We start from the raw sequence: 20917 nt of genomic DNA, 5'->3' as shown, positions 1-20917 counted from the left end.
CGGCAAGCTAGAACGGCAGACGCTCAGATATCCAGAACGTCCGTCTCGGCGAATTCGGCGCGTTCCTGGATGAAGCGGAAGCGTGCCTCGGGCTTGGTGCCCATCAGCTCATCGACCCTGTCTTTGGTGGCTGAATCGACTTCGTTTACATCGACCCTGAGCAGCGTACGCTTCCTCGGGTCCATGGTGGTCTCCTTGAGCTGCGCTGCCATCATCTCGCCCAGCCCCTTGAAGCGGCCGATCTCGATCTTGGCGCGCCCGGTGAATTCGGTGCGCAGAAGTTCGTCCTTGTGCGCGTCGTCGCGGGCATAGGCGACCTTGCCGCCCTGCCGGATGGAATAGAGCGGCGGCACCGCCAGATAGAGATGGCCGCCGCGGACCAGGTTCGGCATTTCCTGGTAAAAGAAGGTGATCAGCAGCGACGCGATGTGGGCGCCGTCGACGTCGGCGTCGGTCATGATGATGACGCGGTCGTAGCGCAAATCCTCGTCGCGATACTTCGACCGCGTGCCGCAGCCCAGCGCCTGGACCAGGTCGGAGATCTGCTGGTTGGCGGCAAGCTTGTCGTTGCCGGCGCTGGCGACGTTGAGGATCTTGCCGCGCAACGGCAGAACCGCCTGGCTGGCGCGGTCGCGCGCCTGCTTGGCCGAGCCGCCGGCCGAGTCGCCTTCGACGATGAAGAGTTCGGCGCCGGCGGCGGCATTCTGCGTGCAGTCGGCGAGCTTGCCGGGCAGGCGCAGCTTGCGCACCGCGCTCTTGCGCGACACTTCCTTTTCCTGGCGGCGGCGTACCCGCTCGTCGGCGCGTGCGATCACCCATTCGAGCAGTTTTGAGGCTTCCTGCGGATTGTCGGCGAGCCAATGGTCGAACGGGTCGCGGATGGCGGTCTCGACGATGCGGACCGCCTCGATCGTCGCCAGCCTGTCCTTGGTCTGGCCGACGAATTCGGGTTCGCGGATGAACACCGACAGCATGCCCGCCGCCGAGATCATCACGTCTTCCGAGGTGACGATCGACGCGCGCTTGTTGCCGATGAGATCGGCATAGGCGCGAAGCCCGCGGGTCAGCACGTTGCGGAAGCCCGCCTCGTGCGTGCCGCCTTCTCCGGTCGGAATGGTGTTGCAGTAGGAGTTGATGAAGCCGTCGCCGCCGAACCAGGTCACCGCCCATTCGAGCGAGCCATGGCCGCCCTGCTTGTCGCTCTTGCCGGCAAAGATTTCGCGCGTGACCTGGAATTCGTCGCCGAGCGATGCCTTGAGGTAGTCCTTGAGGCCACCGGGGAAATGGAACTCGGCCTTGGCCGGCGTCTGGTCCTTTTCCTTGATCAGCGAGGGATCGCAACTCCAGCGGATCTCGACGCCGCCGAACAGATACGCCTTCGAGCGCGTCATGCGGTAAAGCCGCGCCGGTTCGAACGCCGCACCCTTGCCGAAGATCTGCTCGTCGGGATGGAAACGGATTTTCGTGCCGCGCCGGTTGTGCACCTCGCCGAGCTGCTCCAGGCCGGTCACCGGAATGCCGCGCGAGAATTTCTGCCGGTAGAGCTGCCGTCCGCGCGCGACCTCGACTTCGAGATGATCGGACAGCGCATTGACCACGGAGACGCCGACTCCATGCAGGCCGCCGGAAGTTTCATAGACCTTGGAGTCGAACTTGCCGCCCGAATGCAGCGTCGTCATGATGACTTCGAGCGCCGGCTTCTTGAATTTGGGGTGCGGGTCGACCGGAATGCCGCGGCCATTGTCGGTAACCGAGAGATAGCCGTCGGCGGAGAGCTCGACATCGATGAAGGTCGCGTGGCCGGCAACCGCCTCGTCCATCGAATTGTCGATGACTTCGGCAAACAGATGGTGCATCGCCTTGTCGTCGGTGCCGCCAATATACATGCCCGGCCGGCGCCGCACCGGCTCCAGCCCTTCCAGCACCTCAATGTCGGCGGCGCTGTAGCTCTCGCTGCCGTCGCGCGAGGCGGCCGGACGTTTCGCCGCCTGCACCAGCGGATCGGCAGGCCGCGCCGGTGCGCGAGCCGGTGGCGACTGCTTGTCGAGGGTGCCGAAAAGATCGTTATTGTCGTCCATGCTCGCCATAAATTCCGGTGCTGCGAATCATCCCGAGATACTGCCACGCTTTTGGCGGGCGAACGAGGTTCCTGTTCCGTTCAGGGATCAAAGTGTCTCTTATTCCAAAACCATTCGATAACCAAGCCGTCGGAAATAGGTCGGCGCGCGCATTGTGGCGTTCCTGATTCTTTAACAATGACGCCTAGCGTAAGCGTCAACGAACAAAAGACCACGGGCGTCAGGGGTTTAGCGTGAGGGGCAAGGCCATTACCATGATCGGCATCGCCGCCGTTTTCGGCGCGATCTCGATTTTCGCTGCGGATTTCTGGGTCAAGAGCCAGGCGAAGGCCGATTCCGAGGAAAAAACGGCGTCGATCGTGGCGCCGGCTGCACCCAAGGTCGAGTTCAAGACCATCGTGGTGGCGAACGCCCCGTTGCGCTACGGCATGCAGCTCGAGCGGGCTCAGCTCAGCGAAATCCCGTGGCCGCAGGATTCCCTGCCGCAAGGCGCCTTCACCACCATCGGATCGCTGCTTGACGAAGGCAGCCGCGTGGTGTTGTCGCCGATCGAGATCAACGAGCCGGTGCTGCTCACCAAGCTGTCCGGGCCGAACGGCCGCGCGACGCTGTCCAACATGCTGTCGCCCGGGATGCGGGCGGTGACCATCCGCACCGACGAGATCGCCGGTGTCGGCGGCTTCGTGACACCTGGCGACCGGGTCGACGTGGTGCTGACGCGCGATGCCGGCGAAATCCAGGAAGTGGCCAAGAACGCGCAGGGTGCCGCCGGTTCGACCATCACATCCGAAATCGTGGTGTCCGATGCCAAGGTGCTGAGCGTCGGCCAGGGCGCCGACGAGCGGCAGACCGCCCCGCAGGTCGCCAATTCCGTGACCCTCGAGGTGACGACCGACGGGGCGCAGAAAGTGGCGCTGGCCCGCACCGTCGGCACCTTGTCGCTGTCGCTTCGCTCGGCCAGCGAAGACGGCGCTGGCAAGGATAGCCTGACCACCATATCGTCCTTCGGCGGGTCGGTCGCAGCCAACGTCCAGGCAGCCGCAGGGTCGCTGTTCAATGCTGCCACCAAGGAGCCGGAGAAGCCGAAGTTCAAGACGATCATCGTAACGCGCGGCACGCAGGCCGAGGAATACAAGGTTCCTTCGAAGGACCTGAAACAATAACCGGTGGGGACCGGACGGGGACAGACAATGCTTGGGCTGAACATCTATCGCTTGACGAAGGGGCTGCACCTCGCACGCGCGCTCGTCGCGGCGGCCTCGCTGGCCGCTTCCGGAGTGCTTGGCCTCGGTGGGCCGGCCATGGCCAACAACGACGTCGTCTATGTCTCGGCGACCAAGAACACCTCGATCAAGGTGGCCAAGGGCAAGCCGAAGACGATCATGACAAGCGCGGCCTTCTACCAGATCGTCATCGGCGATCCGGAGATCGCCAACGTCAATCCGCTGACCGACAAGTCCTTCTACGTGCTGGGCAACAATCTCGGCACCACCGGCATCGCACTGTTCGACGAGAACAAGCATCTGGTCGGCACCATCGACATCGAGGTGACTTTGGACACCGACCAGTTGGCGAACACCATTCGCGCCAGCGTGCCGGACGCCAACATCAAGGTCGGTTCGGCAAACGGCCGCGTGGTGCTGTCGGGCGAGGCCGATGACGCGGTTGCCGCCGAGAAGGCAAACAAGATCGCCACCCGCTTTTCCGGCAATGAGGAAGTGATCAACTCGGTCAACATCTCCTCGTCGCAGCAGGTCCAGCTCAATGTCCGCTTCGTCGAGATCAACCGGCAGGCCGGTCAGGACCTCGGCGCCAAATACAGCGCCAACTTCGCCTACGGTATCGGCGGGCGCGAGGTCAGCATTGAGCCGGGCGAGCTACCGGCGGCGGGGACCGGCGAAATCATCGGTCGGCTGTTGTCGAACGGCGTGTCGATCGACATCGCCATCAAGGCGCTGGAACAGCGCGGTCTCGCCCGCCGGCTGGCCGAGCCGAACCTGATCGCCCGTTCGGGCCAGACCGCGAGTTTCCTCGCCGGCGGCGAGTTCCCGATCCCGGTTTCCGAAGAAGACGGCAAGATCAGCGTCAGCTACAAGAAATACGGGGTCAGCCTGGATTTCACGCCGACCGTGCTGAAGGACGGGCTGGTGGCCCTCGACATCGCGCCGGAAGTGTCCTCGATCGATGCCTCGGCGTCCTACAATATCGGCGATATCTCGGTGCCGGGCTTCATCGTGCGCCGGGCCAGGACGTCGGTCGATCTTAAGAACGGCCAGAGCTTCATGATCGCCGGCCTGCTGCAGTCGCAGAACGACATCACCACCTCGCGCCTTCCTGGCCTCGGCAAGCTGCCGGTGCTTGGGCCGCTGTTCTCGTCGAAGTCCTATCAGCGGCGCGAGACCGATCTGGTGATCATCGTCACGCCCTACCTGGTCAAACCGGTCGATCCGTCGAAGAAGCTCGTCGAGCCGACCGACGGTACGCAGCCGGCCAGCAACGCCGATTACTTCCTGAACAACACCGAGGAAGTGAAGGCCTCCGACCCGAACCGCGCCCTGGCAATGGCCGACGGCCGCGTCGCGCAGCCTGCCGCAGCCACCACGGCCGGCCATTTCCTCGACCTGCCGAAGGATTGAAGCCATGCGTCTGGCCCCAGGATTGTTGCTTGCCCTGTCGCTTGCCGGCCTCTCCGGCGGCTGCACCAGCGACGACTATGTGCGCAGCGAAGGCGTGACGCTGGCCGCCGGCAACGCGCAGGCATCCAATACCGTCATGCAGATGGTCGATCCGTGGAAACACGGCGTCCAGAACACCAGGCTTCTGGTGCCGGCCAAGCGCGACACTCCCGCGAGCGGCGGCGCCGACCCGGCAGCCAGCGCGACGACGGCACCGACGTCCACAACCAATTGATTTTGATTTGTTATTGACCTGACGGGCTGACGACATGGCAAGCGGCATCAAGACCAAGAAGATACTGCTCGTATCCACTGACAGGACGTTCCTGCAGGATACGCGCACGGCGTTCGCCGCGTCGGAAGTCATTGAGCTTTCGACGGTCGACAAGAATGTCACCGAGCTTCGCGGCGAGGTTCAGGAAGTCGAGTTCGGCGCTCTTATCGTCGACATGGATGCGGCCAAGCTCGAGGAGATCGAGTCGCTGCAGCGCATCATGCGCCGGCTCGAGGGCCGCGTTCCGGTTGTCGTCGTCACGCAGGAGTTCAACGCCGCGGCTGTGCGCATCCTGGTGCAGCTCAAGGTCGCCGACTTCCTGGTCAAGCCGATCACCACCGCTGACCTGGTGCGCTCCGTCATCCGCGCGCTGCAAGGCCCGGGGCGGGAGGAGAACACCGAGTCGCAGATCTATACTTTCATGCCGGCCGCGGGCGGCGTCGGCACCACGACACTGGCGTTGCAGACCGCCTTCCAGCTTCATCATTCGGTGACGCGGGGCGCCTCGACCTGCGTGGTCGACCTGAATTTCCAGCAAGGCGCCTGCGCCGAATATCTCGACCTCGAACCGCGTTTCGACATTACCGAGATCGAGAACCAGCCAGAGCGCCTAGACCGGCAACTGCTCGATGTGATGCTGTCCAAGCATGCGAGCGGGCTCTGCGTGCTGGCGGCGCCGACACGCCCGTCTGAAATGCGCTCCTTCAAGACCGATGTCGTGGTGCGCATGCTGGACCTCGTCTCGGCCTATTTCGACAATGTCGTGATCGACATGCCGCGCACCTGGTTTCCATGGACGGAAACGGTGCTGCTCGGCTCCAACAAGCTCTACATCGTCGCCGAAATGACGGTGCCGTGCCTGCGTCACACACAGAGGCTCATCCAGGCGGTCTACGAGACGGCCGGCAAGGAAGTGAAGCCGAACGTCATCGTCAACCGCTTCGAGCAGAAGATGTTCGACAACGGCATCAAGCATGCGGATGTGCAGGAAATCCTCGGCGAGCATTTCGTCGGCGGCATCTCGAACAATTATCGGCTGGTGCGCGAGGCGGTCGATCGCGGCGTGCCGCTGCACGAGATCGACCCGAACGCCAATGTCGTCAACGATCTGAAGAAGATCATCCTGCCGGAAGAAGCGGTCGCGGCGCCCGAGAAATCGCGCTCGCTGTTCGGTCTCGGCAAGGGATTGCTCAAGAGGAAGGTCGGATGACCAGCCGCTTTTCCACCCTGCAGAACCGCGACGCGCGCCCGCTGAGGGCGCCCGAGACCGCGCCGGTCACCCAGCACGCCGTGGTCATTCCGACGACCCGCAAGCCTGTCGCGCCAAAGCCGGAGGCCACACCGGCCAAGAGTGGCAACAAAGTGGGCGACGCGCGCGTTCGTATCCACCGGATGTTGCTCGAGGAGATCAACCTGGTCGCGCTGGAGCGGCTGCCAAAGGACGAGATGCGCCGCCAGGTGCATGAATTCGTCTCCGAAAAGGCCCGCCAGGAGCGGATGGCGATCAACACTGTCGAGCTTGAGGCGTTGGTCGACGACATCGTCGACGAGATGGTCGGCCTCGGTCCGCTGGAGCCGCTGCTGAAGGATCCCGAGATCAACGATATCCTGATCAACGGCCACCAGAACTGCTTCGTCGAAAAACGCGGCAAGCTGCAGCAGGTGCACATCCCATTCAAAGATGAGGCGCATCTGCTTCGAATCATTAACAAAATCGTCGCAGCCGTCGGCCGCCGCGTCGATGAATCTCAGCCCATGGTCGATGCGCGCATGCTCGACGGCTCGCGCTTCAACGCAGCCATCCGGCCTGTTGGCGTCGACGGACCGCTGGTGTCGATCAGAAAGTTCTCGAAGAACAAGCTTGGCCTGCACAGACTGGTCGAGTTCGGCGCCATCACCCAGAACATGGCCGAAGTGCTGGCGGCGGCGGTGCACGCCCGCAAGACTACCATCATCTCGGGCGGCACCGGCACCGGCAAGACGACCATGCTGAATGCGCTGTCGGCCTTCATCCCCGAAGACGAGCGGCTGATCACCATCGAGGACGCGGCCGAGCTTCAGCTGCAGCAGCCGCATGTCGCGCGCATGGAAACACGCCCGGCCAACATCGAAGGCCATGGCGAACTGAAACAGCGCGACCTGGTCAAGAACGCGCTGCGCATGCGCCCCGACCGCGTCATCCTCGGCGAGTGCCGCGGCGAGGAAGCGTTCGACATGTTGCAAGCGATGAACACCGGCCATGAAGGCTCGATGGCGACCATCCACGCCAACACGCCGCGTGACGCCATCTCGCGCCTGGAGCAGATGCTGGGCATGACCGGCATGCCGATGACGGTGCAGTCGATTCGCAGCCAGATCGCCAGCGCCATCGACATCATCGTCCAGCTGACGCGCCTGTCCGACGGCAAGCGCAAGGTGACCAGCGTTGCCGAGGTGACCGGCATGGAAGGTGATGTCATCCAGATGCAGGAGATCTTCCGCTTCGTGCGCACCGGCATGGAGGCCGACGGCAAGATCCTCGGTCACTACGAGGCGACCGGCATCCGTCCGCGCTTTCTCGAGGATCTGCGCGCCATGGGCATCGAGTTCCCCGGACGCTATTTCGAGCCCGGCCGGCCGCAGGAGTAGCAGGTGTTCGAGGGCTTCAGCGCGATCTACGTCGTCTATGCCGCGGCCGCGCTCACCGGCATCATGATCGCTGAGGCCTGCTATCTGCTCTATGCCGGCCGCAGCGACAAGCGTACGGCGATAAATCGGCGCATGAAGCTGCAGGAGAACAAGATCAGCCAGGAGCAGGTGCTGATCCAGCTGCGCAAGGAGCGCGGTCTCGAGGCCGGAGCATCGCGGTTTTCGCTCGACCAGTTCCGTGCGCTGCGCACCCAGTCCGGCATGGTCATGCCGTTGCCCAAATTCCTGACGATCACGTCCGGCGTGGCATTTGCGCTGGCGCTGGTTGCTATCTGGTATGGCCTGCCGCTGCTGATGGGCCTGCTGCTTTTCGTCGTGCTGCTGCCGGTGATGCCGGTGATGGTGATGCGCTCCCAGCGCAATCGCCGGCTGAAGCGGTTCGGCATGCAGTTGCCAGAGGCGCTGGAGCTGATCACGCGCGGCCTGAAGGCTGGCCATCCCGTGCCGGTGGCCATCGCCATGGTGTCGCGCGAAATGCCGGACCCGATCGGCACCGAATTCGGCGTCATTGCCGACGAGGTGACCTATGGCTCGGACCTGGTTTCGGCGCTGAACGCGCTGTTCGACCGCGTCGGCCACGAGGACCTGCCGCTGTTCGTCACCGCCGTGTCGATCCAGACCAGTTCGGGCGGCAATCTGCGCGAGATCCTGGATGGGCTGTCGATGACGATCCGCGACCGCGGCAAGCTGCGCCGCAAGGTGCGCGCCATTTCGACCGAAGGTCGCATGTCGGCCTACATCCTGACGGCGGTGCCGGCGCTGCTGTTCGCCGCCATCATGGTGCTGATGCCGCAGTTCTATCAAGATGTGTGGGGTGAGGCGAAGACCTGGTATCTGCTTGGCGGCTCGATCTCCTGGCTGATGCTTGGCAACCTCATCATGTTCAAGATGTCGAACTTCAAATTCTGACATGCAAAACGTCATCGAATTCCTCGCCTCACTTGCGCCGACCTCGCTGATACCGGTGGCGCTGCTGTTGCTTGTGCTGGGCGGCGGCGCGGTGGCGTGGCCGCTGGTCGCCGCGCAAGGCGACCGCAACGACGTCAAGCGCCGGCTGAAGGTGGAGGACGGCCAGGCGGTCGAGCGGACCGAAGTGACGGCGCCCAGGAAGAACCCCAGCGTGGTGCGCGAGAAGGCGGTCAAGCGAGCGCAGGAATTCTACGCCAAGAGCGATCCGGAAAACGTCGCGCGGCTGCGCATGAAACTGATCCAGGCCGGCTACATGGAGCCGCGCGCGGTGGGCACGTTCTTCCTTGTCCGCTTTGCCGCCTTTGTCGGCGCTGCCATCGGTGCGTTTCTGATCAACCAGTGGATGGCCAGCGCCGATGCGACCATGACCAGCCGCTGGAGCTTCGTCATCCTGTCGGGAGCGGCCGGCTATTTCCTGCCGGGCCTGGTGCTGAGCCAGAAGGTGCGCGAAAAGATGCGCGAGTACCGCAACGGCTTTCCCGACTTCATGGACCTGATGATCGTCTGCTCCGATGCCGGCATGAGCATGGAGGCCGGCATCGAACGGGTTTCGAAAGAACTTGCCAAGACCTATCCGTCGCTGAGCCATAATCTGCAGATGGTGTCGCTGGAGCTGAGGGCCGGCCGCAGCCTCGACGACGCGCTGAAGGCGCTCGCCGATCGCCTCAGTCTGGACGAGGTGCGTTCCTTCGCCACGCTCCTGCAGCAGTCCAAGGAGCTTGGCACCAGCCTGTCGGGGGCGCTACGCGTGTTTTCCGACGAAATGCGCCACAAGCGCATGTCGCTCGCCGAGGAGAAGGCGCATGCCTTGCCGGCCAAGATGTCGGTCCCGGTGACGGTCTGCATCCTGCCGGTGGTGCTGATGATCGCCATCATTCCGATCATCGTCAAAATGACGGCGAATTAGGATTTCGTTTTTGCGACAAATGCGATCCTTGCTCGAAACCAAATTTTAGGCGCGTTTCGGCACCGAAGGTTAATCGCCTTCTTGTACGGTGCTTCCTGAAGAACGACCCGGCAAATCGGGCGATTGGGGCAGGGGCAATGCGTCACAGAATTCTCACGGCAATGGCCGCAATGGCTGCCGTCTTGATGATATCCGGTTGCACGTCGAGCAACGTCGACACGACCAAGACCACCGCCATCCAGCCAACGGCAAAGGACGTCAGCGCGTCCGACCTGGACCAGGGCAAGGCGCAGTTCCGCGAGGCGAATTACGGCCTCGCCGAAAAGCACTTCCGCAAGGCCGTCGAGCTGAAGGCCGACAATGCCGAGGCATGGATGGGGCTGGCCGCTTCCTATGATGAACTCGGCCGTTTCGACTTCGCGGACCGCGCCTACGACCAGCTGTTGAAGGTTGCCGGTCGCAAGCCGCAGATCGTCAACAATATGGGCTATTCGCAGCTGCTGCGCGGCAACAAAAAGAAGGCGAGGCTGCTGCTTCTGGAGGCCAAGGCCCACATGGCCGACCAGACGGTGGTCGACGCCAATTTGGCGCTGCTGGCCAAGAGTTGATCCGTTTCGTCTCGCATCCGTAGCGTGCAGCGGTCGCCGGGGCAGGACATCAGTTCTTTGTAAACCCTGTCCGCAGGTTGGGCGGGATACCTGACCAAAAATGGTACCTGCGGGCCGCCCCTGGCTTATGATGCATTGCAACCAAGGATCGCAAAGGCTGCCGCGCACATATGTTGGATTTCAGTTCGCTCCTGCTCGCGGCGGCTCTGTCGGGTACGTGTCTCAGCATAACCCTGCTTGCAATCTGGTTCACCACGCCGATGGCGCGGTTCGTGCTGACGGTGGCCTGCGGCATGCTCGTCCTTGTGGCGCATGTGGTGCTGTTCTGGCAGTACGGCAGAGATCCAGGCCCCTGGCTGTGCCAGGCCGTGCTTGCGCTGCTCAGCCTGGGCTTTCTGATCATCTGCCTGTCGGCCATGCAGTATCTCGGCGTTCGCCACTATCGAAGCGTCGTGCTGCCGACCGTTGCGGTGATGGCCGTCTGCGCGGCTGTCACCTATTTCGGCCTCGATGGCGTCGGCTTCATCCTCACCTACGTTGCCGTGACGGCGCTGCTGACGGTGACCGGGGTGCTGTTCTGGATCCAGGGCGGTCATGATCGCCGGATTCTGCTGGTCGTTTCGTTCCTCAGCGGCACCTGTGCACTGTCCTTCGGACTTTGCGCCGTGACGCTGGCCGTCAAGGGACAATGGGTGCTCGGCGTGGCGCCCGACAACTGGGCCGAACGATTGAATTCCGTCGTGGCGGTCGCGTGCATGACCGGTCTCGGCGCATTGACGCTCTCGCTGCACCATTTGCAGGCGCAAATCGAATTGAAGGCCGAGACGTTGACCGACCCGCTGACCGGACTGATGAACCGGCGCGCCCTGACGTCGCTCTATGGCGAGCGCGCCTTCGGTCCGTTCATGGCGATCGTCATGTTCGACCTCGATCATTTCAAGCGGACGAACGACGTGTTCGGCCATCCGGTCGGCGACAAGGTCCTGTGCCGCTTCGCCGCGGTCATCCGCAAGTATGGCCGGACCGGCGTCGACGCCTTTCGGCTGGGCGGCGAGGAGTTCGCGCTGGTCATGTCGCGCATGACGGAAGAAAAGGCCTACGACTTTGCGAGCAAGATCGGCGTCGCCTTCGGCGCCGAGGTCGTGCCGACCCCGCGCGGCCCCTTGCGCAGTACGGTCAGTGGCGGCATCGGCTTTGGCGAGGTCGGCGGCCGCAGCCTCGAGGACGTGCTGGCCGAGGCCGACAGAGCGCTCTACGCGGCCAAGAACGCCGGGCGAAACCGCGTGCTTGTCCTGGACAGGGCGAGCAAGGCCGACGCGCCGGCTTTGCGTTCGGCCTGACCCGTCGCCCGAATTACTCGGCGGCGCCCAGATATTCCGACAACGGCGGGCAGGAGCAGACGAGGTTGCGGTCGCCGGCGACATTGTCGATGCGCGATACCGGCGGCCAGTATTTTGCCGCGCTGTCGGCATCGCCCGCCGGATAGGCCGCCTCCAGGCGCGAATAGGGATGCGACCATTCGGCGGCGAGCGTCTCGGCCGCGGTGTGCGGTGCATTGACCAGCGGATTGTCCGCAAGCGGCCATTCGCCCTTCGCCACCTTGGCTGCCTCACCAGCAATCGCGATCATCGCCTCGCAGAAGCGGTCGAGCTCGCGCTTCGGCTCGGATTCGGTCGGCTCGACCATCAGCGTGCCGGCAACCGGGAACGACATGGTCGGCGCATGGAAGCCATAGTCGATCAGCCGCTTGGCGATATCGTCGACGCTGATACCGGCGCTCTCCTTGAGCACGCGGGTGTCGAGGATGCATTCATGAGCGATGCGATCGTGCCTGCCCTTGTAGAGGAGCGGGAAGTGCGGTGCGAGCCGCGTCGCCACGTAGTTGGCCGAGATGATGGCGGTTTCCGTCGCCTGCTTCAGGCCGGAAGCGCCCATCATGCGGATGTACATCCAGGTGATCGGCAGGATCGAAGCGCTGCCGAACGGTGCGGCCGCCACGGCATGCGCCGAGCCCTCGGTGACATGACCGGGCAGATAGGGCTTGAGGTGGGCCTTGACGCCGATCGGGCCGACGCCCGGACCGCCGCCGCCATGCGGGATGCAGAAGGTCTTGTGCAGGTTCATGTGGCAGACATCGGCGCCGATGTCGCCAGGGCGGGCGAGGCCGACCAGGGCGTTGAGATTGGCGCCGTCGAAATAGACCTGGGCGCCATGCTCGTGAATGAGGGCGCAGAGGTGGCGCGCGCCTTCCTCGTAGACGCCATGCGTCGAGGGATAGGTGAACATCAGCGCCGCGAGATTCTTGGAATGCTCATTGGCCTTGGCCCGCATATCGTCCATGTCGATATTGCCGTCCTCCGAGCAGCGCACCACGACGACGCTCATGCCCGCCATTGCCGCACTGGCCGGATTGGTGCCATGCGCGGAGGACGGGATCAGGCAGACGGTGCGATGGCCCTCTCCGCGCGAGCGGTGATAGGCGCGGATGGCAAGCAGCCCAGCATATTCGCCCTGGCTGCCGGCATTGGGCTGCATGCTGACCGCGTCGAAACCGGTGATCTCCGACAGCCAGCCCTCCAACTCGCCGACCATGGCACGGTAGCCGGCCGAATGGCTGCTAGGTGCGAACGGATGCAGATTGGCGACGCTCGGCCAACTCACCGGCATCATCTCGGCCGCGGCATTGAGCTTCATGGTGCAGGATCCCAGCGGGATCATGGCGCGGTCGAGCGCCAGGTCCTTGTCGGCCAACCGGCGCAGGAAGCGCATCATCTCGGTTTCAGAGTGGTTGTCGTGGAAGACCGGCTGGCTGAGAAACTCCTTGCCGCGCGGCTTTCCGGGCAGGGTGCCGGCATCGGCCGCGCCGGCCTTGGCGCCGAACAGCGCGGCAATCGCTTCCAGATCGGCCTCGGTCGAGGTCTCGTCGAAGCTGATGCCGACATGGTCGGCATCGATGGGGCGCAGCAGCCGACCGGTTTTTTCGGCGGCGGCGGCAATCGCCCTGGCCTTGCCTTTCACTGCAACTGTAACGGTATCGAAGCGGCTGGCGCCAAGCACCGAAACGCCTGATGCCTCTAGGCCGGCAGCCAGGCGGCTGGCGAGCGTATGGACGCGTTCAGCAATCGCCTGCAGGCCGGCGGGGCCGTGCCAGATGGCATAGGCCGTCGCCATATTGGCGAGCAGCGCCTGCGCCGTGCAGATGTTGGAGGTCGCCTTGTCGCGGCGGATATGCTGCTCGCGCGTCTGCAAGGCGAGCCGGTAGCCGGGGCGGCCTTTGCTGTCGGTCGACTGGCCAACGAGGCGGCCGGGCATCAGCCGGGTCAATTTGTCTGAGACGGCGCAGTAGGCGGCGTGCGGGCCGCCAAAGCCCATCGGGACGCCAAAACGCTGCATCGGGCCGACGGCGATATCGGCGCCAAGCTTGGCCGGCGCGTCGGTGAGCGTCAGGCCGAGCGGATCGGCGATGAAGATGACCAGCGCACCAAGGGCGCGGGCTTTTTCGATCGCTGCCTTGTGGTCGCCATAGACGCCGAAAGTATCCGGCCAGGAGACGAGCAGGGCAGCGGTATTGTCGTCGATGGTCTCGCCGTCGACTTCGGTGCCAAGCGGCTCGGCACGGGTGCGCACGACGTCCAGCGTCTGCGGATGCGGCGTGCCGGCGAGCGCCACCTTGGTGCGCTTGTCGCGATGATGGCGCAGCGCAATGCCGACGGCCTCGGCGACGGCGGTTGCCTCATCGAGCAGCGAGGCCGACGCCACCGGCAGGCCGGTCAGTTCGGCGACGAGGGTCTGGAAGTTGAACAGCATTTCCAGCCGGCCCTGGCTGATCTCGGCCTGGTAGGGTGTGTAGGCCGTGTACCAGGCCGGATTCTCGAACAAATTGCGCTGGATGACCGGCGGCACGTGGACGCCGTGATAGCCGGCGCCGATGAAGCTCTTCAGCACCGTGTTCTTTGCCATGGTCGCCGACAGTTCGGCCAGCGCTTCAGCTTCGCTGGCCGGCGCGGGCAGGGTCAGCGGCAAGTCGAGGCGGATCGATCTCGGCACGGCCTGGCTGATCAGCGTCTCGACTGAGGGAACGCCGATCGTGGCCAGCATGGCTCGGACATCATTGAGACCGGGGCCAATATGGCGGGCGGAGAAGGGGTAGGGTGCTGCGCTCATTGTCATGATCCTGCTGTCAGCCGATATGGGCCTTGTAGCCCGCCTCATCCAGAAGGCCCTCGAGCTGACCTTCATTGGCGAGCCTCATCTTCCACAGCCAGCCGTCGCCGGTTGCGGCCGAGTTGACCAGCGACGGGTCCGATGACAACGAAGCGTTGGCGTCGGTGATTTCGCCATCGACGGGCGCGTAGACGTCCGAGGCCGCCTTGACGGATTCGACCACGACCGCCGTATCGCCCTTGCTCAGTTTCTTGCCGATTTCGGGCAGTTCGACGAAGACGAGATCGCCGAGCTGCTCCTGCGCGTAGTCGGTGATGCCGACCGTGGCGATGCCGCCTTCGACGCGGAGCCATTCGTGGTCTTCGGTGAAATAGGTCTTTGCCATCGGGACTTATCCTTTGCGGTAGCGATGAGGTGTGAAGGGGAGCGAATTGATTTCGATCGGGATTTTCGTCCCGCGCACGTCGGCGAAAAGTCTTGTGCCGGGCTTGGCCAGCGCAGTGTGGATATAGCCGATGGCGACCGGATGGCCGGCGGAGGGGCCGAAGCCGCCCGAGGTGACGTGGCCGGCCGGATTGCCGTCGGCGTCGAACAGGGCCGCTCCCGCGCGCACCGGCTGGCGGCCTTCCGGCTTCAGGCCGACGCGTTTTTGCGCCGCGCCGCGCTCAACGATTGCGCGCAGCGCGTCGGCGCCGATGAAATGGCCCGCGGCGCGAACATCCTTGGGGATTGCCCACATCAGCCCGGCGCTGGCCGGATCGATCTCCGGCGTGATGTCCTGGCCGTGCAGGCAGAGCCCGGCCTCCAGCCGCAGGCTGTCGCGGGCGGCAAGGCCGATCCACAGCACGCGCTCGTCTTCGAGCAGCTTCGCGACCAGATTCCGCGCGTCCGCTTCGGGCAGGCCGATCTCGAAGCCGTCTTCGCCAGTATAGCCGGAGCGGCTCATGAACCAGTTCTGCCTGGGCTCGATGCCGTGCATGAACAGGAGCGAACCGGTCTCGATGCCGGCGCGGGCAAGGGCTGCCCAGGCTTCTGGACCCTGGATGGCCAGGAAGACGCGGTCGAGCGCGTCCACCTTTGCGTCGAAATCCTCGGCCAGCGCGCGCAGGTGTTTTTCGTCGGTGACGGCGTTGCCGGCATTGGCGACGACCATGAAGCGCTCGTCGCCGAGGCGGGTGACGATCAGGTCGTCGATGATGCCGGCGGCCTCATTGAGGAAGAAGGTGTATTTGGACTGGGAGATCTCAAGCGCACCGGCATCCAGCGGGCAGGCGCGGTTGAGAAGTGCCGCGGCAGCGGAACCGCTGACCTCGAACAGCTTCATGTGCGAGATGTCGAACAGTCCGGCATGCTCGCGGGTGTGGAGATGCTCCTTCATGACGCCGGCCGGATAGGTGAGCGGCATCGACCAGCCGGCGAACGCGCCAAAGCGCGCGCCTGCGGCCGTGTGCAGATCCTCGAGAGGGAGGTGTTTGGTGTCTTCGCCCGTCATGTCTTCTCCAGAGTCGCACGCAATCGGCCGCTGATGGCGACCAGTCCGTGCCCCTCTGTCTGAAGCCTGAGAGACTCGCGCCCCGTAACTCTGTCGGCAGCGCTTACACCTTCGGCGCGGGGGCAAGCCCCGACTTTCCAGAGTGTCTTTCCCGTCTACGGTTCTTTTGCCTGAGAGATTTCGGGCGATTTCCCCTTCGGCGGCAGCTCTCGCTGCTCTCTCCCGCAAACAGGTAGGACTCAAACCGTGAGCCCTCGACTCGTCATCCATAGCCCGTGAACGACACCTTGTCACCTGCCAGCGACATGTTCCTGACAAGTCTTCGCTAACCACGCCGTTTGCCGGATTCTCAAGACACTGCTGATATGCTGGTCGACATGGTGGCTTGCGACCGGCGGCTGCCGGCGCGGACGGGGACAAGAAAATGGGCGAAGCTGATCATGAGCGCACCGGTGGCGGGACTGACCTCGAAGAACCGCATCACGGCCGAGGATGTAACGATGCTGCGCCGCGAGGTGTTCGGCGACGGCGTGGTGAGCCGCGGCGAGGCCGAGGCGCTGTTCGCGCTCGACGCGACGGCTCGCGACAAGTGCCAGGAATGGCCTGAATTCTTCGTCGAGGCGATCACCGACTACATCGTCCACCAGGAAAAGCCGGCGGGCTACATTTCCGAGGACAATGCCGACTGGCTGGTCCAGACGATCTCGCGCGACGGCATGGTCGACAGCCGCACCGAGCTCGAATTGCTGGTGCATGTGCTGGAGACGGCGAAATCGTCGCCGAGCAAGCTTTGCGCCTACGCGCTGGAACAGGTCAGCCATGCGGTGATCGACGGCAAGGGTCCGCTGATGCTCGGCGGTGATCTGGTCCCCGGCCTTATCGCCAAGGCCGAGGTCGATCTGTTGCGCCGCATCCTTTATGCCTATGGCGGCGACGGCAACATCGCCATCACCCGCGCCGAGGCCGAGGTGCTGTTCAAGATCAACGAGCGGACCGCGGCGGCCAGCAACGACCCGACCTGGAACGATCTGTTCGTCAAGGCGATCGCCAATTTTGTCATGTGCTCGGCCGGTTACGAGGCGCCGACGCGCGAGGTGGCGCTGCGCCGCGATAGCTTCTTCGAACAGGCGGATGCCGAAATCGGCGGCTTCTTCGCCCGCATGGTGTCAGGCGGTCTTGCCGCCATCATGGAAGCCTATCGCGCGCCGGATGATATCGAGACCGAGTGGGAAGCAAGGAACCGGGCGTCCGAGGCACTCGCCCGCCGCGCCGAGACGATCGACGCCGGCGAAGCGAAATGGCTGGCCGAGCGAATCGGCGGGGACCGGCCGCTACGCGACAACGAGCGCGCGCTGTTGACGCTGATCAAGCACGCCTCGCCGGAAATCCACCCGGCGCTGAAGCCGCTGCTCGACAAAGTGGCTTAGACGTCAAATCATTGATCGGAAACGGTCGACGGCTTCAAATCCCGGCGTACCAGTCGTAGCCATTGTCCTCCCAATAGCCACCGCGGCCGCCGCCGATCGCGGCGAAGCTGTCGACCAGCTCGATCCTGTAGAGGTATTTCGGCATCTTGTAGCCGAGCTGTCGTTCGACGCGGACGCGCAGCGGCGCACCGTTCTCGACCGGCAGCGGCTTGCCGTTCAGACCATAGGCCAGGATCGTCTGCGGATGGCGGGCATCGATCAGGTCGATGGTGCCGTAATATTTGATATCGCCGGCGAGACTGCGGTCGATCGTGTCCAGGCAATGGAACATGACGTAACGCGCCTGCGGCTTGACCACGGCCTGGTCGAGCACCAGCGACAGCGGCGTGCCGGTCCATTTGGCGATGCAGCTCCAGCCTTCGACGCAGTCGTGGCGGGTGATCTGGGTGCGGCTCGGCATGTTCTGAAGCTGCTCGCGGGTCAGCGACAGCGGCTTTTCGACGAGGCCTGAGACTTCCAGCCGCCAGTCGGCGAAATTGTTGGCGAGCAGGCCCTTGTAGGTGTCGTCGTCGGGCGCGGTGACGCCGTTCGGCCGCTGCGGCTGGCGGATGTCGGCCTCGGTGAATTCCTGGGCCAGCGCGTCGCGGCCTGCGAGCCAGCGTTGCGCGCGATATGTCAGGCCGTTGGCGCCTTCGAGAAAACTGCGCAAGCCGTCGCCGACGCCGAGCCCACTGTCGAAAGCATCGCAACCCGACAGCATGATGCCGGAAACGCCGAGGCTGGCGGAGGTCAGGAATTTTCGGCGACTGATCTCGAACTTCGCCATGTCAGGCGCTCCTCTCGGGCGTGTTGTCGCTATGCGCCGGCGGATCGGTGCGGTACCAGCCGGTGATGATCGAGCGCAATTCGTTGATCGGGCCGGCGGCGAGGATCATCAGCATATGGATGATGAAGAAGCCGACCAGCAGCACCATGACCACGAAATGGATGGTGCGCGCCGTCTGCCGGCCGCCGAGCAGGTCGTTGAGGAAAGGCAGCACCGAATTCATGCTCGGCGACATGGCAAGGCCGGTGATGATCATCAGCGGCAGCAGCACGAACAGCACGCCGCCATAGGCCGTCTTCTGCAAAGTGTTGTATTCGCGGGTGTGGTGGAATTTCAGTTTGGCGTGGTTGACGATGTCGCGCGGCAACCGCTTCAGGTCATCGATGCGCGGGGCGAGATCGCGGCGCAGATGGCCGTTGATCACGCTGGCGACGAGCCAGACGACAAGGGTGGTGCTCAAAATCCAGGCGAAGAAGAAATGCACCACGCGGGCGGTGCCGAGGTCGTAGTAGGACGGGATCGTGGCCCAGGACGGGAAGCCGCGCGCTGTTTCCTGGCCGGCCGGTCCTGACCAGCCAAGCACGCCCGTGGTGTCGAAACGTTTGCCGAAGATCTCCGTATAGCCGCGCGTGCCGGTGGCGGTGTTTTCGGCGCCAATGGCGAAGACGGTGTTGTTGTAGTCGAACCCGGATTCCTTGCCGATGTAGAGCTGGGGGCGGGCGTTGAAGATCTGCAGGCCGGAAAGCAGCATGAAGAACAGCGAGATCGCCCACAGCCAGTGCGTCAGCCGCGTCCAGCGCGACTGCCGGTAGATCAGCGTCGCATCCTTCGGCGCGGCATCCGCTCCGGCGGTTGGTTGGCTCCTGGCAACGGTTTCCATCGTCTTTTGTACTCCCGGCCGCGCGTCCCGTCGCGGCCTCTCTGCTGTTCGTTCTCCTCTCAATACGTCGCCGACCCAAGCGATGTTTCACACGATCACGTTTTTATTACGGGCTGCCGAGGCTGACCGCCAGGTTGACCGCGGCGGCGACGATGACCGTGTTGAAGAAGAACGCCAGGATCGAATGGACAAGCACGACCCGGCGCATATGCGAGGTCGTGATGCCGGTGTCGGCGGTCTGCGCCGTCATGCCGATGACCGTCGCGAAATAGAGGAAATCCCAGCCTTCCGGCCGTTTGCCGCCGGGGAACTCGAGGCCGCCGACCGGTATCTTCTTCTTGGTCGTGGCGTCGATCTCGTCGCCATCCATCCAGTAGACATGCGCGTAGTGAAGGGCCGCCATGGCATGGATGGCAAACCAGCCCAGCGGAATGGACATCATTGCGAAGACGAGCTCCAACGGGTGCGCGCTGTCCTTCTGGTTGATGAGCTGAAAAAGCGAACCGATGGCGATACCGACGACGAACAGCGTGACGGCAAAGATCACCAGCACTGGCAGGTCCGTGGCGCGCGCGTTCTTGCTGAGATAGGGGCCGGTAAGCCGTGGCATCAGGGCGAGCACGAGAACGACGTAAGCGGCAAAGAACGCGTTGGCGCCGATCGAATAGGGGAGCGGCGCATCGAGCAGCAGTGCAACGACGAGTGCGACGACGCCGATGACAGCGGACACGGCGAACTGCTTATGCCGGGGCATCGGCAACTTGGCGGATGTGTCGTCAACCATGGCCGGGCCTCTGAAGGGCGCCTGAAGTCAATCCGGTGTGGCGGATTTGAGCGCCCGCCGCAAGATGCGGTCGAGCTCGCCGAGGAAACGCGAGCGGTCCTGCGGCATGAAGCCGGCATTGTAGCCCTTGCTTTCGCCGGTCTCGCGCAGATGCTGCTTCAAATCGCGCATCGCCACCGCCATGCCGATCGTCTCGGGGGTGAACGGGCGTCCGGTCGGGCCGAGCACATGGGCGCCGAGCGCCACCGCGCGGGCGGCGAGCGGGATGTCGGCGGTTACCACGACATCGTTGGGCCTGGCATTGTCGACGATCCAGTCGTCGGCTGCGTCTGCGCCCTTGGAGACGACGACATTGCGGACCATCGGATCGCGCGACGGGCGCAAGCCGCCATTGGAAACGAAGGTGGTGACGACGCCATGGCGCTCGGCGACCTTTTCGACCTCGGCTTTCACCGGGCAGGCGTCGGCGTCGACATAGATGGCGGGTGCGGGCATTGTCTCTCCAAAACGAGCATGGGGCCGAGACTTGCCCGGCCCCATGCCTGAAATCGAACAATTGTCAGGCCGGCAGCGCGCCCGACTTCTTCGCGGTCCAGGTGGCGATGTAGTCCATCAGGCCGGGGTTGAGGCAGTCATAGGGCTCGAGGCCGATTGACTTCAACTGGGCGCGGATGCCGTCCATGCGGCTTGGATCGACACCGGATTCGATGATCGATGAGACGAAGGCGGTGAAGCCCGGCGGCGACCAGCCGTCCTCCTCGAAGCGTTCGGGATGGATGAAGCTCAGCCCCTTGAACGGATGATCGCGTTCGACCGGACCGTGCATGTGGACGCCGCAGCCGGTGCAGGCGTGACGCTGGATCAGCGCGCTCGGATCGACCACTTTCAGCTTGTCGCCATTCTCGACGACGGTGACGTCGCCGGTGCCAGCCACGGCCACGACCGAGAAGATCGCGCCATCAGGCTTCCAGCACTTGGTGCAGCCGCAGGCGTGGTTATGGGCGATCTGGCCCTTCACCTTTACCTTCACCGGCTTGCTGGTGCAGGCGCAGACCAGCGTGCCGCCGGCAAAGCTCGCGCTTTCCCTGGGCAGGCCATTGTCGATTTTCGGATGCAGTTTTTCCGGCATTTATTCCTCCCTTGTT

19 protein-coding genes and 1 riboswitch are annotated in these 20917 nt (G+C 64.0%); of the genes, 10 read left to right on the top strand and 9 right to left on the bottom strand.

Annotation, left to right across the window (positions count from 1 at the left end; genetic code table 11):
• Positions 1–23: 23 nt before the first annotated feature.
• Positions 24–2078 (bottom strand): DNA topoisomerase IV subunit B, encoded by a 2055-nt coding sequence (gene parE, locus A6B35_RS20830; RefSeq protein ID WP_006201620.1) that lies wholly within the window; start codon positions 2076–2078, stop codon positions 24–26.
• A gap of 233 nt (positions 2079–2311) precedes the next feature.
• Here parE and cpaB point away from each other — a divergent pair, with 233 nt between their 5' ends.
• From cpaB to A6B35_RS20785, 9 genes are all read left to right on the top strand, one after another.
• Positions 2312–3241, top strand: coding sequence for a Flp pilus assembly protein CpaB (gene cpaB, locus A6B35_RS20825; RefSeq protein ID WP_244425912.1), 930 nt, complete (start codon positions 2312–2314; stop codon positions 3239–3241).
• Positions 3242–3268: 27 nt separating this feature from the next.
• Positions 3269–4714 carry a type II and III secretion system protein family protein gene (locus A6B35_RS20820; protein ID WP_006201618.1) on the top strand — a complete coding sequence of 482 codons (1446 nt, stop codon included), beginning with the start codon at positions 3269–3271 and terminating at the stop codon, positions 4712–4714.
• Positions 4715–4718: 4 nt separating this feature from the next.
• Positions 4719–4988 (top strand): hypothetical protein, encoded by a 270-nt coding sequence (locus tag A6B35_RS20815; RefSeq protein ID WP_006201617.1) that lies wholly within the window; start codon positions 4719–4721, stop codon positions 4986–4988.
• Positions 4989–5022: 34 nt separating this feature from the next.
• The gene (locus A6B35_RS20810; protein WP_006201616.1) at positions 5023–6237 is read left to right on the top strand and encodes a CpaE/TadZ family protein; all 1215 of its coding nucleotides are present in this window, start codon (positions 5023–5025) and stop codon (positions 6235–6237) included.
• On the top strand, positions 6234–7655 hold the full coding sequence (locus A6B35_RS20805) for a TadA family conjugal transfer-associated ATPase (RefSeq protein ID WP_006201615.1): 1422 nt from the start codon (positions 6234–6236) through the stop codon (positions 7653–7655). The genes A6B35_RS20810 and A6B35_RS20805 overlap by 4 nt, the downstream gene beginning before the upstream one ends.
• 3 nt (positions 7656–7658) lie before the next feature.
• Positions 7659–8624, top strand: a complete 966-nt coding sequence (locus A6B35_RS20800; RefSeq protein WP_006201614.1) for a type II secretion system F family protein — start codon at positions 7659–7661, stop codon at positions 8622–8624.
• 1 nt (position 8625) lies between these two features.
• Positions 8626–9591 (top strand): type II secretion system F family protein, encoded by a 966-nt coding sequence (locus tag A6B35_RS20795; protein ID WP_006201613.1) that lies wholly within the window; start codon positions 8626–8628, stop codon positions 9589–9591.
• Positions 9592–9728: 137 nt separating this feature from the next.
• Positions 9729–10199 carry a tetratricopeptide repeat protein gene (locus tag A6B35_RS20790; RefSeq protein WP_040582570.1) on the top strand — a complete coding sequence of 157 codons (471 nt, stop codon included), beginning with the start codon at positions 9729–9731 and terminating at the stop codon, positions 10197–10199.
• 170 nt (positions 10200–10369) lie between these two features.
• The gene (locus A6B35_RS20785) at positions 10370–11539 is read left to right on the top strand and encodes a GGDEF domain-containing protein (protein WP_006201611.1); all 1170 of its coding nucleotides are present in this window, start codon (positions 10370–10372) and stop codon (positions 11537–11539) included.
• Positions 11540–11552: 13 nt separating this feature from the next.
• Here A6B35_RS20785 and gcvP read toward each other — a convergent pair whose 3' ends face one another.
• The 3 genes from gcvP to gcvT are packed head-to-tail and all read right to left on the bottom strand — an operon-like array spanning position 11553 to position 15855.
• Positions 11553–14363, bottom strand: a complete 2811-nt coding sequence (gene gcvP, locus A6B35_RS20780; RefSeq protein WP_081482115.1) for an aminomethyl-transferring glycine dehydrogenase — start codon at positions 14361–14363, stop codon at positions 11553–11555.
• A 16-nt stretch (positions 14364–14379) separates the two neighbouring features.
• The gene (gene gcvH, locus A6B35_RS20775) at positions 14380–14748 is read right to left on the bottom strand and encodes a glycine cleavage system protein GcvH (protein ID WP_006201609.1); all 369 of its coding nucleotides are present in this window, start codon (positions 14746–14748) and stop codon (positions 14380–14382) included.
• Positions 14749–14754: 6 nt separating this feature from the next.
• On the bottom strand, positions 14755–15855 hold the full coding sequence (gene gcvT, locus A6B35_RS20770) for a glycine cleavage system aminomethyltransferase GcvT (protein ID WP_006201608.1): 1101 nt from the start codon (positions 15853–15855) through the stop codon (positions 14755–14757).
• Between the two features lie 148 nt (positions 15856–16003).
• A riboswitch (glycine riboswitch) is annotated at positions 16004–16090 on the bottom strand.
• 142 nt (positions 16091–16232) lie between these two features.
• On the opposite strand from gcvT, the gene A6B35_RS20765 reads away from it, so the two are divergent.
• On the top strand, positions 16233–17282 hold the full coding sequence (locus A6B35_RS20765) for a hypothetical protein (protein WP_050900731.1): 1050 nt from the start codon (positions 16233–16235) through the stop codon (positions 17280–17282).
• Between the two features lie 34 nt (positions 17283–17316).
• On the opposite strand, the gene A6B35_RS20760 is transcribed toward A6B35_RS20765, so the two are convergent.
• The 5 genes from A6B35_RS20760 to gfa all read right to left on the bottom strand — a co-directional run bounded on the left by A6B35_RS20760 (position 17317) and on the right by gfa (position 20901).
• Positions 17317–18108 carry a molybdopterin-binding protein gene (locus A6B35_RS20760; RefSeq protein WP_006201606.1) on the bottom strand — a complete coding sequence of 264 codons (792 nt, stop codon included), beginning with the start codon at positions 18106–18108 and terminating at the stop codon, positions 17317–17319.
• 1 nt (position 18109) lies between these two features.
• The gene (locus tag A6B35_RS20755; protein WP_006201605.1) at positions 18110–18988 is read right to left on the bottom strand and encodes a cytochrome b/b6 domain-containing protein; all 879 of its coding nucleotides are present in this window, start codon (positions 18986–18988) and stop codon (positions 18110–18112) included.
• A 106-nt stretch (positions 18989–19094) separates the two neighbouring features.
• Positions 19095–19772, bottom strand: coding sequence for a DUF1345 domain-containing protein (locus A6B35_RS20750; protein WP_006201604.1), 678 nt, complete (start codon positions 19770–19772; stop codon positions 19095–19097).
• 27 nt (positions 19773–19799) lie between these two features.
• Positions 19800–20267 carry a YaiI/YqxD family protein gene (locus A6B35_RS20745; protein ID WP_006201603.1) on the bottom strand — a complete coding sequence of 156 codons (468 nt, stop codon included), beginning with the start codon at positions 20265–20267 and terminating at the stop codon, positions 19800–19802.
• 64 nt (positions 20268–20331) lie between these two features.
• Positions 20332–20901 (bottom strand): S-(hydroxymethyl)glutathione synthase, encoded by a 570-nt coding sequence (gene gfa / locus A6B35_RS20740; RefSeq protein WP_006201602.1) that lies wholly within the window; start codon positions 20899–20901, stop codon positions 20332–20334.
• Between the last annotated feature and the right edge of the window lie 16 nt (positions 20902–20917).

Source organism: Mesorhizobium amorphae CCNWGS0123, assembly GCF_001686985.1.
Classification (GTDB): Bacteria; Pseudomonadota; Alphaproteobacteria; order Rhizobiales; family Rhizobiaceae; genus Mesorhizobium; species Mesorhizobium amorphae.
Note: the sequence above shows the minus strand (reverse complement) of the source record. Positions and strands in the feature narration are given on the sequence as shown.

Bases quoted from the DNA above. Each gene is read 5' to 3' on its own strand.
- gfa (WP_006201602.1), bottom strand. From the start codon at position 20,901: ATGCCGGAAAAACTGCATCCGAAAATCGACAATGGCCTGCCCAGGGAA.
- A6B35_RS20790 (WP_040582570.1), top strand. From the start codon at position 9,729: ATGCGTCACAGAATTCTCACGGCAATGGCCGCAATGGCTGCCGTCTTG.
- A6B35_RS20815 (WP_006201617.1), top strand. From the start codon at position 4,719: ATGCGTCTGGCCCCAGGATTGTTGCTTGCCCTGTCGCTTGCCGGCCTC.
- A6B35_RS20805 (WP_006201615.1), top strand. From the start codon at position 6,234: ATGACCAGCCGCTTTTCCACCCTGCAGAACCGCGACGCGCGCCCGCTG.
- A6B35_RS20785 (WP_006201611.1), top strand. From the start codon at position 10,370: ATGTTGGATTTCAGTTCGCTCCTGCTCGCGGCGGCTCTGTCGGGTACG.
- parE (WP_006201620.1), bottom strand. From the start codon at position 2,078: ATGGACGACAATAACGATCTTTTCGGCACCCTCGACAAGCAGTCGCCA.
- A6B35_RS20795 (WP_006201613.1), top strand. From the start codon at position 8,626: ATGCAAAACGTCATCGAATTCCTCGCCTCACTTGCGCCGACCTCGCTG.
- A6B35_RS20765 (WP_050900731.1), top strand. From the start codon at position 16,233: ATGGTGGCTTGCGACCGGCGGCTGCCGGCGCGGACGGGGACAAGAAAA.
- A6B35_RS20755 (WP_006201605.1), bottom strand. From the start codon at position 18,988: ATGGAAACCGTTGCCAGGAGCCAACCAACCGCCGGAGCGGATGCCGCG.
- A6B35_RS20750 (WP_006201604.1), bottom strand. From the start codon at position 19,772: ATGGTTGACGACACATCCGCCAAGTTGCCGATGCCCCGGCATAAGCAG.
- A6B35_RS20820 (WP_006201618.1), top strand. From the start codon at position 3,269: ATGCTTGGGCTGAACATCTATCGCTTGACGAAGGGGCTGCACCTCGCA.
- gcvP (WP_081482115.1), bottom strand. From the start codon at position 14,363: ATGAGCGCAGCACCCTACCCCTTCTCCGCCCGCCATATTGGCCCCGGT.
- A6B35_RS20745 (WP_006201603.1), bottom strand. From the start codon at position 20,267: ATGCCCGCACCCGCCATCTATGTCGACGCCGACGCCTGCCCGGTGAAA.
- A6B35_RS20810 (WP_006201616.1), top strand. From the start codon at position 5,023: ATGGCAAGCGGCATCAAGACCAAGAAGATACTGCTCGTATCCACTGAC.
- gcvH (WP_006201609.1), bottom strand. From the start codon at position 14,748: ATGGCAAAGACCTATTTCACCGAAGACCACGAATGGCTCCGCGTCGAA.
- gcvT (WP_006201608.1), bottom strand. From the start codon at position 15,855: ATGACGGGCGAAGACACCAAACACCTCCCTCTCGAGGATCTGCACACG.
- A6B35_RS20760 (WP_006201606.1), bottom strand. From the start codon at position 18,108: ATGGCGAAGTTCGAGATCAGTCGCCGAAAATTCCTGACCTCCGCCAGC.